Annotated in this window: 14 protein-coding genes; 8 read left to right on the forward strand and 6 right to left on the reverse strand. The window is 73.2% G+C overall.

The features are described from left to right. Positions 1-101 precede the first annotated feature (101 nt). The gene (locus tag ACIQUQ_RS08220; RefSeq protein ID WP_403972612.1) at positions 102-1,265 is read left to right on the forward strand and encodes an RNA-guided endonuclease InsQ/TnpB family protein; all 1,164 of its coding nucleotides are present in this window, start codon (positions 102-104) and stop codon (positions 1,263-1,265) included. A 168-nt stretch (positions 1,266-1,433) separates the two neighbouring features. On the opposite strand, the gene ACIQUQ_RS08225 is transcribed toward ACIQUQ_RS08220, so the two are convergent. After that, the gene (locus ACIQUQ_RS08225; RefSeq protein ID WP_403972615.1) at positions 1,434-2,888 is read right to left on the reverse strand and encodes a WGR domain-containing protein; all 1,455 of its coding nucleotides are present in this window, start codon (positions 2,886-2,888) and stop codon (positions 1,434-1,436) included. 114 nt (positions 2,889-3,002) lie between these two features. Between ACIQUQ_RS08225 and ACIQUQ_RS08230 the strand changes: the two genes are divergently transcribed. After that, a complete protein-coding gene (locus ACIQUQ_RS08230; RefSeq protein WP_403972617.1) occupies positions 3,003-3,647 on the forward strand; it encodes a uridine kinase in 645 nt (214 codons plus the stop codon). A gap of 16 nt (positions 3,648-3,663) precedes the next feature. Here the strand turns inward: ACIQUQ_RS08230 and ACIQUQ_RS08235 are convergent, their stop codons facing one another. Together ACIQUQ_RS08235 and ACIQUQ_RS08240 are read right to left on the reverse strand one after the other, a co-directional pair. Next, positions 3,664-4,560 (reverse strand): carbohydrate kinase family protein, encoded by an 897-nt coding sequence (locus tag ACIQUQ_RS08235; RefSeq protein WP_403972620.1) that lies wholly within the window; start codon positions 4,558-4,560, stop codon positions 3,664-3,666. After that, positions 4,557-5,615: a pseudouridine-5'-phosphate glycosidase gene (locus ACIQUQ_RS08240; RefSeq protein ID WP_403972622.1), complete on the reverse strand. Its 1,059-nt coding sequence runs from the start codon at positions 5,613-5,615 to the stop codon at positions 4,557-4,559. Before ACIQUQ_RS08240 ends, ACIQUQ_RS08235 begins: the two co-directional genes overlap by 4 nt. 124 nt (positions 5,616-5,739) lie before the next feature. On the opposite strand from ACIQUQ_RS08240, the gene ACIQUQ_RS08245 reads away from it, so the two are divergent. After that, a complete protein-coding gene (locus ACIQUQ_RS08245; protein WP_403661013.1) occupies positions 5,740-6,108 on the forward strand; it encodes a cupin domain-containing protein in 369 nt (122 codons plus the stop codon). A gap of 107 nt (positions 6,109-6,215) precedes the next feature. On the opposite strand, the gene ACIQUQ_RS08250 is transcribed toward ACIQUQ_RS08245, so the two are convergent. From ACIQUQ_RS08250 to ACIQUQ_RS08260, 3 genes are all read right to left on the reverse strand, one after another. Continuing rightward, entirely contained in the window at positions 6,216-7,595 is a 1,380-nt protein-coding gene (locus tag ACIQUQ_RS08250) for an MFS transporter (protein ID WP_403972624.1), read from the reverse strand. Between the two features lie 44 nt (positions 7,596-7,639). After that, complete coding sequence (locus ACIQUQ_RS08255) at positions 7,640-8,179, reverse strand: methylated-DNA--[protein]-cysteine S-methyltransferase (RefSeq protein WP_403972626.1); 540 nt, start codon at positions 8,177-8,179, stop codon at positions 7,640-7,642. Positions 8,180-8,279: 100 nt separating this feature from the next. After that, positions 8,280-9,239: a glycerophosphodiester phosphodiesterase gene (locus ACIQUQ_RS08260; RefSeq protein WP_403972629.1), complete on the reverse strand. Its 960-nt coding sequence runs from the start codon at positions 9,237-9,239 to the stop codon at positions 8,280-8,282. A 290-nt stretch (positions 9,240-9,529) separates the two neighbouring features. On the opposite strand from ACIQUQ_RS08260, the gene ACIQUQ_RS08265 reads away from it, so the two are divergent. The 5 genes from ACIQUQ_RS08265 (at position 9,530) to ACIQUQ_RS08285 (ending at position 16,705) form a co-directional block, all read left to right on the forward strand. Further along, positions 9,530-10,519, forward strand: coding sequence for an MHYT domain-containing protein (locus ACIQUQ_RS08265; protein ID WP_403972631.1), 990 nt, complete (start codon positions 9,530-9,532; stop codon positions 10,517-10,519). 72 nt (positions 10,520-10,591) lie between these two features. Further along, positions 10,592-12,760: an excinuclease ABC subunit UvrB gene (gene uvrB, locus ACIQUQ_RS08270; protein ID WP_403972634.1), complete on the forward strand. Its 2,169-nt coding sequence runs from the start codon at positions 10,592-10,594 to the stop codon at positions 12,758-12,760. Positions 12,761-12,899: 139 nt separating this feature from the next. After that, on the forward strand, positions 12,900-13,478 hold the full coding sequence (locus ACIQUQ_RS08275) for a TerD family protein (protein ID WP_399940136.1): 579 nt from the start codon (positions 12,900-12,902) through the stop codon (positions 13,476-13,478). A gap of 147 nt (positions 13,479-13,625) precedes the next feature. Further along, positions 13,626-15,458, forward strand: a complete 1,833-nt coding sequence (locus tag ACIQUQ_RS08280; protein ID WP_403972637.1) for a TerD family protein — start codon at positions 13,626-13,628, stop codon at positions 15,456-15,458. A 260-nt stretch (positions 15,459-15,718) separates the two neighbouring features. After that, complete coding sequence (locus ACIQUQ_RS08285; protein ID WP_403972640.1) at positions 15,719-16,705, forward strand: TerC/Alx family metal homeostasis membrane protein; 987 nt, start codon at positions 15,719-15,721, stop codon at positions 16,703-16,705. The last annotated feature ends 18 nt before the right edge of the window (positions 16,706-16,723 follow it).

Raw genomic sequence — 16,723 nt, forward strand, 5'->3', positions numbered from 1 at the left:
AATTGGTCTTTGGCGCGGAGGCGCGGAGCGCCGGAGTTCGCTGCACATCTGTCGGTACCTCAACTTGACCTCCCGCGATCGGCGCTACTAGCGTGTTCTGCGTGAAGATTGTCGCGCAGGTGAAGTTGTTGCCTGCGTCCGCGCATGATGCGGGCGCACTGGCGGCGACTCTGCGTGCCTGCAACCGGGCCGCGAATGCGGCCTCTGAGGTGGCGTTCGCCAAGGACCTCAAGCGGCGGAATGTGTTGCAGGATGCCGTCTACCACCGGCTCCGGGCCGATTTCGACCTCGGGGCGCAGGCGGCGGTCCGCACGATCACGAAGGTGTGCGACGCGTACACCACGCTCAAGGCCAACATCAAGGCCGGGAACCTCGGAAAGCCGGGCTCCAAGCGGCGCACCCGCGCCGAGTCCAAGCCGATCAGCTTCCGTGACGGTGCGGCCCAGCCGTACGACGACCGGATGCTGACCTGGAACTTGGACGTCCGGACCGTCAGCATCTGGACGGTGGCCGGTCGGCTCAAGCACGTTCCGTTCGTGTGCTCGCCCGAAGCGCTGCGCTTGCTTGGCTCGCGTAAGGGTGAGAGCGACCTGGTGATGCGCGACGGGATGTTCCTGCTGATCGCCACCATCGACGTGCCCGAACCCGAGCTGATCGAACCTCAAGGGTTCCTCGGCGTGGACCTCGGGATCGTGAACATCGCCACGACGTCCGACGGGGAGATTCTGGCCGGACGCCGCCTGAACCGCTACCGCAAGCGGCACCGTGACCTGCGGCAGAAGTTGCAGAAGAAGCGCACCAAGTCCGCCAAGCGGGTCCTGAAGCGCGTCCGCCGCCGGGAAGCCCGGCACGCGGCCCACACCAACCACGTCATCGCCAAGAAGCTTGTGACCACCGCTGAACGCACCTCGCGCGGTATCGGACTGGAAGACCTTTCCGGTATCCGCGCCAGGGTTACGGCCAAGAAGGACCAGCGGGCCAAGCTGCACTCCTGGGCATTCGCCCAGCTCGGTGCATTCGTCGCCTACAAGGCACAGCGGGCCGGTGTCCCCGTGGTCCATGTGGACCCACGCAACACCTCCCGCCAATGCTCCGAGTGCTGGCACACCCACAGGTCCAACCGGATCACCCAAGCACGGTTCGTGTGCAAGTCCTGCGGGACCACCCTGCACGCGGACCACAACGGCTCCCGCAACATCGCCCACCGGGCCGATGCCGCGTGGCAGCGGGGCGCAGTCAATCGCCCCAGAACTGGCGTCAGCTAGTTCCGGACGCAGGGGACCACGCGGCAGCCAGTCGCGCTCCACTTGCAATCACGGCCTTTCGCGGATCGGGTGGCAAGCTCGGTCCTTCAGGGCCGAGAAGTTGACGGTGGGTTGATACCGCTCCCGGACCCCGCTCTCACCTGCCGCGGGCGATCCGCCGCCGCTGCCTCACACCAGGCGCCGTATCTCACCGCGCACGCGGTAGAACCCGGACGAGGCCGCGTGCAGCCCCTCGACCACGTACCGCGCGCCCGGCTCCCGGATCCCGCGCGGGAACTGCACGTTCCACGACGGCTCGTAGCCGTCCGACACCACGTGGACCCGCAGCCGTCCGCCCTGCTGCACGCACTCGACCACGATCCCGCCCGCCGGGGCCACCGTCACCGTCGCCACCTGGGCCACCGACGCGGCCGGGGTGTACGTGGGCAGCGCGGCCGCCTGCTTCACGTCCACCGCGGTCGGCACCGAACCCGACTGCGCCGCCGTGATGGCCGCCTCGCTCGCGTCCACGCAGACCAGCGAGCCGTCCGTGGTCACCAGGTACAGCTTCTCGTCCAGGTACTGCATCGACAGCGCGGAACCGCCCCCGGTGCCCAGCTTCCACAGCCGCCGCCCGTCCGCGTCGAAGCAGTACACCGACGAGGAGGAGTCGCCGGCGAACACGTGCCGCCCGTCCTCGGAGGTGGCGCACGCGTACACGGTCGTGTCGCAGTGGTAGGTCGCCTCCACCGCGCCCGTCGCCTTCGACAGCCGCTGCACCACGCTCCGCCCCGTGCCGGCGTACACCGCGTGGTCCTCCTGCCAGCCGAACAGCACCGAGCCGTTCGTCGGCGTGTGCCACAGCTCCCCGCCGCCGTCCGGGGCGTACGCCGTCACGCCCTTGTCGTGCCCGTGGTAGACGGCGCCGGCGTCCGCCCGCACCATCCAGGCGTGCCGCCCCGAGGACCGGCGCGACCACTGGAACTCGTCCTCGTGGTCGATCACCGTCAGGCCGCCGTTCGCGTCGGCCACGTTGAGCACGCCCTCGTGGATGTCCAGCCAGAAGATGTCCACGTCGTCGGCGATCGAGTACGCGCCGAACGGCACCTTCGACGACAGGTCGTACACCGTGCCGTCGTCACAGCCCGCGTAGATCCAGAACTCGTCCGCGACCAGGCACTTCACCCCGTCCGGCAGCGAGTACCTGGCGAGCACCTCGCCGCCGTGGCTGAGGGTGTACACGTCGCCCGCCTGGTTCCCCACCCAGCAGCGGTCCGCGTCGATGTGGATGCCGAAGGCGGCGGCCCCGGTGCGGAAGCGCCACAGCACGGGCGCCACCGACCGTGCCGTCGACCGCGACGACGTCACCTGACGCCGGGTCACCGCCCGGGCGGCCCGCTGCCCGCGCACCGCGGGGGCGTACCCCTTGCGCACCTTCTCGCCGATCTTCTTCGCCGCGGCCGCGCGGGCCTTCCCCACGGTCGGGAAGGACGAGCGCTGCACCTGGCCGTCGGCCCCGATCCGGCCGTACCGCACGGTGACGGCGGTGCCCGCGACCGTCACCTCGTAGAACTTGTGCGCACCGCCGCCGTCCTGCGACAGCTCCAGGTACGTGACGTCCTCGACCAGCGACTCCGCAGACATGACAGACCCCTCCCCAGGCCGGTACCGGCGGCTTTCCCGCCGCCGGAGATCACTGGGAAAGACGCTAGGGCCCACCACTGACAACGCCCGGCGGACGACCGGGACAATGGGACCGTGCGGATGGAAGCGATCACCTGGGAACGGCTGGCCGAGGCCCTCGCGGACCACCTCGGCGCACACCCGGACACCCGCGACGGGGGCCCCTGGCAGCGGCTGGCCGTGGACGGCGCGCCCGCCGCCGGCACCGGGGACCTGGCCGCCCGTACCGCCGACGAGCTGCGGCTGCGCGGCCGTTCCGTCCTGGTGGTCCCCGCGGACGGCTTCCTCCGCCCCGCCTCCCTGCGCTACGAGTTCGGCCGCCGCGACGTGGAGTCCTACCTCGGCGGCTGGTACGACACGAACGCGCTCTGGCGGGAGGTCTTCGGCCCGCTGGAGCCGGGCGGCAGCGGACGGGTCCTGCCCGACCTGTGGGACCCGGTCACCGACCGGGCCACCCGCAGCCCGTATGTCGAACTCCCGCCGGGCGGCGTGCTGATCGTCCACGGTCCGCTGCTGCTCGGGCGCTGGTTCCCCTTCGACCTCAGCGTGCACGTGAGCCTGTCGCCCGGCGCGCTCGCCCGCCGCACGCCCGAGGCCGACCGGTGGACGCTGCCGGCCTTCGAGCGGTACGAGGCCGAGACCGCCCCCGGGGAGGCGGCGGACGCGCTGGTACGGGCCGACGACCCGCGGCACCCGGCCTGGACGGGCTTCCGCACCTGACCCCAGGGCCCGGCCCTCACCCCGGCCGGCCGCCCAGCCGCCCCACCGCGGCCGCGCCCGCGCGGCACCCGGCCCGGGCCGCGTCGGCCACCCCGGCACCGCCCAGCCGGGCCGCCAGGAACGCGCCCGTGAACGCGTCCCCCGCACCCGTCGTGTCCAGGGCCCGCGCCGGCCGCCCCGGCACCCGGGCGGTCACCGCGCCCGCCTCGGCCACCAGCGCGCCCGCCGCCCCCAGCGTCACCACCACCAGCGGCACCCGCCGGCTCAGCTCCGCCGCCGCCAGCCCCGCGTCGGCGTCCGGCGCCAGACCGGCCAGCAGCCGGGCCTCGTCCGCGTTCGGCAGCAGCACGCCGGCGTCCCCCACCGCATCGAGGAAACGTTCCGCCCCGAGCCCGGAGAGGAAGCCCGCGGACGCGGGGTCCACGCTCACTGGCACCCCCCGCGCCCGCGCCGAACCGAGTGCCGCCACCGCCGCGGCCCGGCTCGTGTCACCGAAGAACAGGTAGCCCGACAGGTGCAGGTGGGCCACCCCGTCCAGCAGCTCGGGCGCCCAGTCGGCGGGGGAGAGGCAGAGGGCGGCGCCGCTGTCCGTGAGGAAGGTGCGCTCCGCGGCCCCGTCCACCAGGGAGACCACCGTGGCCGTCGGCTCCGCGGGGTCCACGACCAGCCGGGCCCGCACCCCCGCCTCGGCCAGCGCGCGCTCGTGCCAGGCCGCGGACTCGGCGCCCACCCGGGCCAGCAGGCCGACCTCGGCCAGCCCCTCGTGCGCCGCCCAGCACGCCGCGTTGGCCCCCGCGCCGCCCGGCAGCGTCCGGATGCGGGCGGGCGTGTCGGTGGCCGGGGCCAGCGGCTCCGGATGGACCGCCACCACGTCGGTCACCACGTCCCCCACGACCAGCAGCCCCCCGCTCACCGCGCGGGACCCGCCCCGGCCCCCGGCCGGCCACCGGGACCCGCCTCGCGCCCCGCACCGGGACCCGCCTCGCGCCCCGCACCGGGACCCGCCTCGCCCCTCACACCCGGACCCGCCCCGCGCCCCGCACCGGGCCGGCCCGCCCACACCCCGGCCACCCGTGCCGCCAGCCGCACGTTCCCGCGCACCGCCGCCAGGTTGGCCTCCAGCGACGCCCCGCCGGTCGCCCGTACCAGCCGGTCCAGCAGGAACGGCGTCACCGCCTGGCCCGTGATCCCCTCCGCCCGGCAGCGTTCCAGGGCCTCCGCCAGCACCCGGTCGTGCAGCGCGGGATCCAACTGCTCCGCCTCCGGCACCGGATTGGCCACCAGCAGCGCCGACCCGGGCCCCCCGAGGGCGTCCTGCGCCGCCATGACCCGGGCGACCTCCTCCGGCGTACGCACCGTCCAGTCGACCGGCAGGCCCGAACTGCTCAGGTAGAAGCCGGGGAAACGTTCCGTCCGGTAGCCGAGGATGCCGACGCCCAGGGTCTCCAGCCGCTGGAGCGTGGCCGGCACGTCCAGGATCGACTTCACCCCCGCGCACACCACCGTGATCCGCGTCCGGGCGAGCAGCGCCAGGTCGGCGGACTCGTCCTGGGTCGCCGCCCACTCCCGGTGCACGCCGCCCAGCCCGCCGGTCGCGAAGACCCGCAGGCCGGCCCGCGCGGCCAGGAAGGCCGTGGCGGACACCGTCGTCGCCCCCGACGCCCCCGCCGCCATGGCGGGAGCCAGGTCGCGGTGCCCGAGCTTGCGCACCGAGGCGTCCCCCGCGATCCGTTCGAGACCGGCCTTGTCCAGGCCCGCGTACGGGACGCCGTCGAGCACCGCGACGGTGGCCGGCACCGCGCCCTCCGCGCGCACCAGCGCCTCCAGTTCCTCGCCCACCGCCAGGTTGCGCGGGCGTGGCAGCCCGTGCGCGATGATCGTGGACTCCAGGGCGACGACGGGAGCGCCGCGCTCCACCGCCTCGCGCACTTCCTCCGACAGGACCGGGACCGCTGGCTGCTGTGGCATGTCCCCATCCATGGCACGAGATCCACGCCGTCAAACGCGCCCGGCACTCTGACGCGTGCAAGGGGCCGATTGTGGACGGTCTGACCAGCCACGACACGTCGCGCGGCGGCTAGTGTGGCGGGCCATGAGCACCCGTGACCATGACCTCGCCCCCGCCTCCTTCGCCGTTTCCGTCCCCGACGTCGAGCTGGAGGCCGAGCCCCTGGACCCGGCCCAGATCGTCTCCGGCGACCCCGTGGTGACCGGCAAGGTGCTCTGGGAGTCGGCCGACGGCAAGCAACTGCGCGGCATCTGGCAGATCACCCCGGGCGTGGTGACGGACACCGAGGCGAACGAACTGTTCGTCGTGATCAGCGGCCGGGCCACCGTCGAGGTGGAGGGCGGCGACACGCTGGAGGTCGGACCGGGCACGGCGGCCGTGCTGCGCGAGGGCGACCGTACGACGTGGACCGTCCACGAGACCCTCCGCAAGGCGTACCACATCAGCCTCTGACGAGCCCCGGAGCCCGCGACGAGCCCCTGACGACCGCCCGACGACACTGCAGTCGCCACGCCGGCCGTCGCCGCCGTCGCCACGCCGCCGCCAAGCGGACGAAGCGCTTACGACGCCGGGTCCGCCGGCTTCCCGCCCCGCGTCTTCGGCGCGGGGTGGCGGCGCGCCGTGAACAGCGCGAGCCCCGCCATCGGCAGCAGCAGCGAGGCGCCGATGAGGTTCAGCCAGCCATAGCTCGCCTGCGCCACGATCAGGCCCGCGGCCGCGCCGCCCAGGCCCGCGCAGGCGCTGCTGGTGAGGTCGGCCAGGCCCTGTACGGCGGCCCGCGCGGCCTGCGGCACCGAGTCGGTCAGCAGCGCCGAGCCGGACACGAGCCCGGCCGACCAGCCCAGGCCGAGCAGGAAGAGTCCGGCCGCGGTCCGCCCGTGGTCCGGGCCGGCCGTGCCGGCGAGCAGCGCGGCCAGTGCGATCAGGCCGGCCGACAGGCCGATCACCGAGAACCTGCCGACCCGGTCCGCCAGCCAGCCCCACACGGGCGAGAAGGCGTACATGCCGGCGATGTGGCCGCTGATGACCAGGCCGACCAGCTCCAGGTCCGCTCCGTGGTGCCCGAGGTCCACCGGCGTCATCACCATGATCGAGACCATCGCGGTGTGCGACACGGCCACCGTGACCAGCGCCAGCCGCGCCCGCGGCGAGGCCGCCACGGCCGCCAGCCCGGCCTTCAGCGAACGTGCCTCCGCCTGCTGCTCGGCGGGCCCGGCCAGCGCGCGTGCGGTGAGCAGGGGGTCGGGCCGGAGCAGTACGCCGACCAGCAGCGCGGCCAGCAGGAAGATCGCCGCCGCCCACAGGAAGGGCCCGGCGAGCTCGGGTATCGAGGTGCCGGCGAAGCTCCGGCTCGCCGGCGCCGCCAGGTTCGGTCCCAGCACCGCGCCGATGGTGGTCGCCCACACGACCGTCGAGATGGCCCGCGCCCGGTGGTCCGGCGCGGCCAGGTCGGCCGCCGCGAAGCGGGCCTGGAGGTTCGCCGAGGAGGCCGCACCGAAGCAGGCCATGCCGAGCAGCAGCAGCGGGAAGTTGTCCAGCGCCGCCCCCAGGACCACCAGGCCGCCGCCGAACGCGCCGATCACGTACGCGAGGACCAGCCCGGCCCGCCGGCCCCGCCGGGTCATCAGCGCGGCCAGCGGCAGCGACAGCAGCGCGGTGCCGGTGACCGAGGCCGTCGGCGCCAGGCCGGACATCGACTCGCTGCCGCTCACCTGGGTGGCCAGCACCGGGGCCAGCGCGATGGCGATGGGCACGCCGAGGCCGCCCAGGATCTGGCTGCCGATGAGCACCGCGGAGGTGCGCCGCCGCAGCGCGGGCAGCTCCTCGGGGGTCACGGCGGGTGCGGCGGCGGACGGGGTGCCGGGGGTGGCGTCGGTACACGCGGGATCGGTGGTCACCGACGCAGTGTCGCAGCCCTCACCCCCGGGCGGAACAGGCATTTTCCGGTGCCGCCTGCCGCCGCGTCCCCACCACCGCCGGCGGCTCAGAACAGCGGCTCCGGGAGGACGCCCTCCAGCGCGAGCAGCGTCCGCTTGGCCTCCAGACCGCCCCCGAAGCCGCCGATGCCCCCGTCGTTCTCCACCACCCGGTGGCAGGGAACCACGACCGGCAGCGGGTTGGAGCCCATGGCCGCGCCCACCGCCTGCGCCGCCCCGGGCTGTCCCACACGGGCGGCCAGTTCGCCGTACCCCACGACCGAGCCGTACGGCACCGACCGCTCCAGCTCGTGCAGCACCCGGCGGTTGAAGCCGGCGCTCAGCCGCCAGTCCAGCGCCAGCTCGAACCGCTTGAGCTCCCCGGCGAAGTACGCGGCCAGCTGGCGCACGGGCTCCGCCAGCAGCACCTCCTCGCCGGCGGGCGGCCGGACCGGCTCCGCTCCCAGGCGCGCGGCGAGCGGTGCCATGCGGCGCTCCTCGCCGTGGAACTCGACGCGGACCAGCCCGGCGGGTGTGGCGGCGAGGAACAGCGGGCCGACGCCGCTGTCGACGACGGTCCATTCGAGGTGGCGCTCATCGAGGTTCACGCAACCACCGTACGGCGCCCCGCCGACAACGCCCGCCGTGATCTCCGCGCGCCCGCCGGCAGGGTCGCCGCGCGCCCGCCCGGGGTGCCCTCCGGCCCGCTCAGCGGCCGGTCACCGCGTCCCTGATCCGGTCCGGCCGGTTCGTGATGATCCCGTCCACGCCCAGGTCCGCCATCCGCACGGCGGCGTCCGCGTTGTCCACGGTCCAGGCGTCGACCTCCAGCCGCCTGCCGTGCGGCCCCCTGAGGTCGTGCACGGCCGCCACCCACTCCGCGGAGATGCCGCCGTACCAGGGATTGATCCGGTCGGTGAAGGCCGCGTACGCGGGCAGGTCCGCCACCGCGGGGGTGCCCAGGAAGGCCGTGGTGAGGTCAGGCCGCAGCGCGTGCACGGCCCGGATCGAGTCGGCGGCGAAGCTCTGCACCACGAGCCGCCGCGTCACGTGCCGCAGGTCGAGCCACCCGGCCTCCTCCAGCACCCGCAGGGTGTCCTCCTCGATGCCCGGGTAGAGGGCGGGCAGCTTGATCTCCAGCAGCAGGCGCTGCCCGTTCAGCTCCAGCCGGTCGAGGTACTCGCGCAGCGTGGGCACCCGGGCCCCCGCGTACGCGGAGCCGAACCAGCTGCCCGCGTCCAGCCGGGCGATCTCGGCGGCCGTGAAGTCCGCGACCCGCCAGGGCGAGCGGTCGGGGAAGACCTGCTCCACGTCCGTCGTCCGGGCCAGGGTCTCGTCGTGGACGACGACCAGCTCGCCGTCCCTGGTGCGCTGGACGTCGTTCTCCACCCAGTCGATGCCGAGCCCGTCGGCGTGGTCGACGGCGGCGAGGGTGTTCTCCGGCGCGTACGCCGAAGCCCCCCGGTGGGCGAAGACGGTGGGGGCGCCGAGCCGGCCCGGCAGGGCCCCGGGCGCCCCCGGGAGGGCGGGTCGGGCCGGGGTCCCCGCGGCCGGTTCGGCGGAGGACCGGGCAACGGAGGCCGTGGCTCCGGCCAGGGTGAGGGCGAGGCCGAGCAGCGCGGTGGCCGCGGCCAGGGAGAGGGATCGCCGGGAGGGGCGTACGTACATGGGCGTGCTCCTGGTGCCGGGGGCCGGCGGTCCGGCCGGCGACGACAGTGGTGGCCGTGGCGAGCATGACGGTGTGCCGGCAACGGCGGGCGGGGCCGGGGTGGCCGAGAGGAGAACGAATCCGACCGGATCGCCGTCATGGCTCCGCCGTGGCGGAAATCGGGTGCGGGGAATCTGGCGCTTGGCAGTGCGCGGGGGCGCCCGGCGGCCCTAATCTCGCCCTCAATCAGGCCCAGGGCGGGACGAGTTGGTGCCGGTCACGGCCGGGACTTGCTGAAGGGCGGGCAGGGATGGGCGGGACGGACGTCGTGACCGGCACGGTCGGCACGGTCGACGGGTTCAGCTATGGCGTGATCACGCCCCTCGCGGCGTATCTGATGGCGTGTCTCGGCGGGGCGCTCGGCCTGCGCTGCACCACTCGTTCCCTCCTCGTCGAGCGCTCGTGGCGGCCCGGCTGGCTCGCCCTGGGGGCCACCGCCATCGGCTCCGGCATCTGGACCATGCACTTCATCGCGATGATGGGGTTCTCGGTCGCCGAGTCGCCACTGAACTACGACAAACGGACCACATTCGCCAGCCTTGCCGTGGCCGTCGTCATGGTGGGCGTGGGGATCTTCATCGTGGGCTACCGGGGCAGCACCCCCATGTCCCTGGTGACCGGCGGCACGATCACCGGGCTGGGCGTCGCGTCCATGCACTACCTCGGCATGGCGGGGATGCGGCTGCGCGGCCACCTGGAGTACGACACGAAGGTCGTGGCCCTCTCGGTGGTGATCGCCGTGGTCGCCGCCACCGCGGCCCTCTGGGCGGCGGTCACCGTCCGCGGGTTCCTGCCGGCGGTCGGCGCCAGCCTGGTGATGGGCGGCGCGGTCAGCGGGATGCACTACACGGCGATGACCTCCGTGTCGGTGCGCCTGCACGGAGGGTTCACCGACATCGGCGGCTCCGCGCCCGCGACCCTCCTCGCACCCATGCTGATCGGCCCGGTGGTCTTCCTGGTGATCGCCGGCGTGGTGGTGATGTTCGACCCGCTGCTGGTCATGGGCACGCCCGACTGGAAGAAGCCCGGCGAGACGCCGCCGCCCGCGCCCAGGCCCCGCCGGCCCGTCTACCCGGTGCTCCCGCGGGCCGACCAGGGCTACGGCCAGGCGTACGACCGGGCCCACGACCAGGTCCAGGGCCAGGTCAGGGGGTACGGGTACGGGCGCCTCCCCGGCCGGAACGGAGGCCAGGCGCCCGACCGGGCGTGGGACCGGCCGTACCGCCCCGGCGACCGCTGAACCGGCCGGCCGGTCACCGCCGCCCCGGGGCGGTCGGGGCGGGATGTCAGTGGGGGGTCGTACGGTGGTTCCATGCGGCCCGTATCGAAGATCGAACGCACGGTGGCGCCCTTTGAGGTCGTCAGCCCGTACCAGCCCAGCGGTGACCAGCCCGCCGCCATCGACGAGCTGGAGCGGCGCATCCGCGCGGGTGAGAAGGACGTCGTCCTGCTCGGCGCCACCGGCACCGGCAAGTCGGCCACGACGGCGTGGATGATCGAGAGGCTCCAGCGTCCCACGCTGGTCATGGCCCCGAACAAGACCCTCGCCGCCCAGCTGGCGAACGAGTTCCGCGAGCTGCTGCCGAACAACGCGGTCGAGTACTTCGTCTCGTACTACGACTACTACCAGCCCGAGGCGTACGTCCCGCAGTCGGACACCTACATCGAGAAGGACTCCTCGATCAACGAGGAGGTGGAGCGGCTGCGCCACTCCGCCACCAACTCCCTGCTCACCCGCCGGGACGTGGTCGTCGTCGCGTCCGTCTCCTGCATCTACGGCCTGGGCACCCCGCAGGAGTACGTGGACCGCATGGTGCCGCTCAGGGTCGGCGAGGAGACCGACCGGGACGAGCTGCTCCGCCGCTTCGTCGACATCCAGTACACGCGCAACGACCTGGCCTTCACCCGCGGCACCTTCCGGGTCCGCGGCGACACCATCGAGATCTTCCCGGTCTACGAGGAACTTGCCGTCCGCATCGAGATGTTCGGCGACGAGATCGAGGCCCTCTCCACCCTGCACCCGCTCACCGGCGAGGTGATCAGCGAGGACCGCGAGCTGTACGTCTTCCCCGCCAGCCACTACATCGCCGGCCCGGAGCGCATGCACAACGCCGTCCGGGGCATCGAGACCGAGCTGGCGGAGCGGCTGGCCGAGCTGGAGAAGCAGGGCAAGCTGCTGGAGGCCCAGCGGCTGCGCATGCGCACCACGTACGACCTGGAGATGATGCAGCAGATCGGGTCCTGCTCCGGCATCGAGAACTACTCGCTGCACATGGACGGCCGCGAGCCCGGCTCCGCGCCGAACACCCTGATCGACTACTTCCCCGAGGACTTCCTCCTCGTCATCGACGAGTCCCACGTGACCGTGCCCCAGATCGGCGCGATGTACGAGGGCGACGCCTCCCGCAAGCGCACGCTGGTCGACCACGGCTTCCGGCTGCCGTCGGCTCTCGACAACCGGCCGCTGAAGTGGGAGGAGTTCCTGGAGCGGATCGGCCAGACCGTCTACCTCTCGGCCACGCCCGGCAAGTACGAGCTGTCCCGCGGAGACGGTTTCGTCGAGCAGATCATCCGCCCCACCGGCCTGATCGACCCCGAGGTCGTGGTCAAGCCCACCGAGGGCCAGATCGACGACCTCGTCCACGAGATCCGGCAGCGGGTCGAGAAGGACGAGCGGGTCCTCGTCACCACGCTCACCAAGAAGATGGCCGAGGACCTCACCGACTACTTCCTCGAACTGGGCATCCAGGTCCGCTACCTCCACAGCGACGTCGACACCCTGCGCCGCGTCGAACTGCTCCGCGAGCTGCGCGCCGGCGAGTTCGACGTCCTGGTCGGCATCAACCTCCTCCGCGAGGGCCTCGACCTGCCCGAGGTGTCCCTCGTCGCGATCCTCGACGCGGACAAGGAGGGGTTCCTGCGCTCGGGCACCTCCCTGATCCAGACCATCGGCCGCGCGGCGCGCAACGTCTCCGGCCAGGTCCACATGTACGCGGACAAGATGACGCCGGCGATGGAGAAGGCCATCGAGGAGACCAACCGGCGACGCGAGAAGCAGGTCGCGTACAACACGGCCAACGGCATCGACCCGCAGCCGCTCCGCAAGAAGATCAACGACATCGTGGCGACCATCGCCCGCGAGGAGATCGACACCGAGGAACTGCTCGGCACCGGCTACCGCCAGGGCAAGGAGGGCAAGGCCGCCAAGGCGCCCGTGCCCGCCCTCGGCGGCAAGGCCGCGAAGGCCGGCAAGGCCGCGTCGGGCAAGGCGGCCGGCAAGGGCGGCGGGAAGGCGGCCGCGGGCACCGAGGTGCTCACCGACCGTCCGGCGGCACAACTGGCGGAGCAGATCGAGGAGATGACCGCGCGGATGCGCGCGGCCGCGGCGGAGCTCCAGTTCGAGATCGCGGCCCGGCTGCGGGACGAGGTCGGCGAACTCAAGAAGGAGCTGCGGCAGATGCGCGAGGCGGGCCAGGCCTGACCGGCCCTCCGCCGGGCCGGGTCTGTGTCTCAGGAGAGCTACAGATTCGGCCCGGACCAGGCTTGATGTCGGCGCCGGTGCGTAGGGTTGGGGCAGCCGCGTGATACGCGGCGGTGGACGCTTCGAGAGGGGACCGAGCGTGACGGTCAACATGACCAAGGGCCAGGCCATCAGCCTGCAGAAGGCCGACGGGGGCACGCTGACCGCGGTGCGGATGGGCCTGGGCTGGCAGGCCGCCAAGCGGCGCGGGCTGTTCGGGTCGCGCACCCGGGAGATCGACCTCGACGCCTCCGCGGTGCTCTTCGCCGACGGACAGCCCGTGGACGTGGTGTTCTTCCGGCACCTGGTCAGCGACGACGGCTCGGTCCGGCACACCGGCGACAACCTGGTCGGCGGCGTCGGCCAGGGCGGGGACGACGAGGCCATCCTCGTGGACCTCCAGCGCGTGCCGGTCCACGTCGACCAGATCGTCTTCACGGTGAACTCCTTCACCGGCCAGACGTTCCAGGAGGTGGACAACGCCTTCTGCCGCATCGTCGACGAGGCCAACGGCCAGGAGCTGGCCCGCTACACCCTCACCGGCGGCGGCGCGTACACCGCGCAGATCATGGCCAAGGTGCACCGCGCGGGCGCGGGCTGGAAGATGACCGCGCTCGGCAACCCGGCCAACGGGCGGACCTTCCAGGACCTGATGCCGGAGATCGTCCGGTACCTGTAGGTTCCCGCCGGGGCCTCTCGGGGCCCCGGCGCCGGCCGTTCGGGAGCCGGCGCGGAACCGATCCGTCCGGTGCCCGGTGGCACCGGCGGCGCCGCGTACGGCCACGGGTGCCGGCCGCGGCCATGTGACACGAGGGGGAGTACGGCGATGACGGCCGAGCTGACGCGGGGGCAGAACCACCCGCTGCCCGGGACCCGGGTCGAGATCCGGGTGTCGGCGGGTACCGCCGTACTGGCCGGCGCCGTCCTCTGTGACGCCGCGGGCCGCGTGTCCGGGCCCGGGGCCCTGGCCCACCGGGCCCCGGGCCTGCCCGGAGTCACCCTGCCCGGCGGTGCCGCAGCCCGGCACCTGATCGCGGTCGACCTCGCCGAGCTGCCCGACGAGGTGCACCGGGTCGGCGTGCTGCTGGCCCTCGTGCCCGGCGCCGGGCCCGTGAGCTTCGGCTCGGCCGCCGCGCCCTTCGTCGCGGTCACCGAGCCCACGGGCGTCGAGCTGGCCACGTACACGGTCACCGGCCTCGGGGCCGAGACCGCCCTGATCGCCCTGGAGCTCTACCGCCGGCAGGACGCCTGGAAGGTGCGGGCCGTCGGCCAGGGCTACGCCGGGGGCCTCGCCGCACTGCTGGCCGACCACGGCCTGCCGGCCCCCGAGGCCGCCGACCTGGCCGCCCGCGTACACGCCGGGGCCGGCCCCGTACGCACCACCGTCACCGGCCCCGTACCGCCCGTGCCGTCCGACGTGCCGGGCGCGCCCGCCGGCACCGCGGCGGAGCCCGCCACCGGCGGTTCCGGCATCGACTACGCCCACCCGCGGCGCGCCCGCACCACGCCCCCGCCGCCCGTCCCGCGGGCCCCCGAGCCGGCCGAGGGCGAGGCACCCCGCCCCGTGGCGGGCGACGCCACCGGATGGACCATGGAGGAGCGGCTCTACAACCAGGTCTGGGGCATGTTCGAGGACCTGGCCCGGGCCGTCGCCGCGTACCGCAACGCGGTCGAGTTCGCCGACTCCCGGCTGGAGCGCGAACTCGACCAGACCCTCACCGACCCGCGCGCCCGCCTCGGGGGCGCCGCGGACTCCGCCCGCGACACCGCCCAGGCCCGCCGCGAGGAACTGGTCGCCCAGGCCCGCGCCGTGCTGGACCGCGACCTCGCCCAGCTCGTCGCCGAGTCCGAGGTGGTCGAACCCGCCCTGCCGCCGGCCTTCGCCCGCTGGGACGCCCCCCAGTGGCAGGGCGCGGAGCAGCCCGACGAGTCCCCGATGGCGCTCCGCCTCGGAGACCTGTACCTCCCCGAGAGCCCCGAGCTGCGCATCCCCATGCTGGTCAGGCTGCCGCTGGAGCGCGGCCTGTGGATCGACAGCGGGCGCACCGGCTCCGAGGCCGCCATGGCGATGGACACCGACGACCTGCGCCGGGTCGCCATGGACACCGCCGTCGCGCTGGCGATCCGGGTGCTCGCCAGTCACCCGGCCGGCGAGTTCCGGGTCCACGCCATCGACCCGGCCGGAGCCGCCGCCGCCTCGCTCGCGCCGCTGTCCGGCCTGCTCGCGGAGGCGCCGGCGGCCGGTGCGGCCGGGGTGTCCGAGCTGCTGGCCTCGCTGACGCGGCGGGTGGACCTGGTGCAGATGGCCCTCAAGGCGGGCGCCCCGGAGGACCTGCCGCCGGACCTCGACACCGCGCGCCGGCTGGTGATCGTCCACGACTTCCCGCACGGCTTCGACGAGCGCGCCGTCACCCGTCTGCGCTATCTGGCCGACGAGGGTCCGCAGGTCGGCGTGCACCTCCTGATGGTCGCGGACCGTGACGAGGCCTCGGCCTACGGGCCGCTGCTCGACCCCCTCTGGCGCTCGCTGCTGCGGCTGAGCCCCGTCCCGGACGACCACCTGGCCGATCCCTGGGTCGGGCACGCCTGGACGTTCGAGCCGCTGCACCTGGCCCCCTGGGAGGCGCAGCAGGTGCTGGCCAGGATCACCGGGCGGTGACCGCGAGCCGGTCCCGGCCCGGCCCGGGACCGGCCCCGCACTGACCGTCCGCTGACCATTCCTTGGGATTGTCTTTACCTAAAGGCGGTCCGGCCGGTACCCTGAGAGCGCGGAGGGGAGTATTCCTGCTGCGGCGTTCCCGTCAATACGGACCGTGACCGGTCCCGGGGCGCCGGCCCGAGCGCGGTGCGCCCTGGTGGAAGAGACCTCCGGCAGCGATGACGCTGACCATGTGCTCGAGCCATCTGCCGGAGGCGTAAGTGGACGTTTCTCTGTCTGTCTGGGTGCTGACCATCCTCGGTCTCTGCATCCTCATCGGTGCCGACTTCTTCATCGGCCGCAAGCCGCATGACGTGTCGGTCAAGGAAGCCGGAATCTGGACGGTCGTCTGGATCGTGCTGGCCGTGCTGTTCGGCCTGGGCCTGATGGTCTTCGGCAACAGCCAGGCGTCCGGAGAGTTCTTCGCGGGCTTCATCACCGAGAAGTCCCTGAGCGTCGACAACCTCTTCGTCTTCGTCCTGATCATGGCGAAGTTCGCGGTCCCGTCCCACCTCCAGCAGCGGGTGCTGCTCGTGGGCGTGCTGATCGCCCTGGTCCTGCGCGCGATCTTCATCGCCGCCGGCGCCGCGATCATCAGCAGCTTCTCCTGGGTCTTCTACATCTTCGGCGCGTTCCTGATCTACACCGCCTGGAAGCTCATCCAGGAGGCCCGCAAGGACGAGGACGAGGAGGAGTTCGAGGAGAACCGCCTCCTGAAGTCCATCGAGAAGAAGTTCGGCGTCGCGGACCGCTACCACGGCACCAAGCTCTTCATCCTGGAGAACGGCAAGCGGGTGCTGACCCCGCTGATGATCGTCATGCTGGCGATCGGCACCACCGACGTGCTGTTCGCCCTGGACTCCATCCCGGCGATCTTCGGCCTCACGCAGGACCCGTACATCGTCTTCACCGCCAACGCCTTCGCGCTGATGGGTCTGCGCCAGCTGTACTTCCTCATCGGCGGCCTGCTCAAGAAGCTGGTCCACCTCAGCTACGGCCTGTCGATCATCCTCGGCTTCATCGGCGTCAAGCTCGTGCTCCACGCGCTGCACGAGTCCGGCGTCCACGTCCCCGAGATCTCCATCCCGTTCTCGCTCACGGTCATCTGCGGCGTCCTGGTGGTCACCACCATCACCAGCCTGATGGCCTCCAGGAAGCAGGCGGCGGCCGAGGCCGCCGCCGCCGAGAAGGAGAGCGTCGAGGCCTGACCCCCGTCGCGCGGGTCC

The sequence above is a fragment of the Streptomyces sp. NPDC101118 genome (assembly GCF_044759445.1).
Lineage (GTDB): Bacteria > Actinomycetota > Actinomycetes > Streptomycetales > Streptomycetaceae > Streptomyces.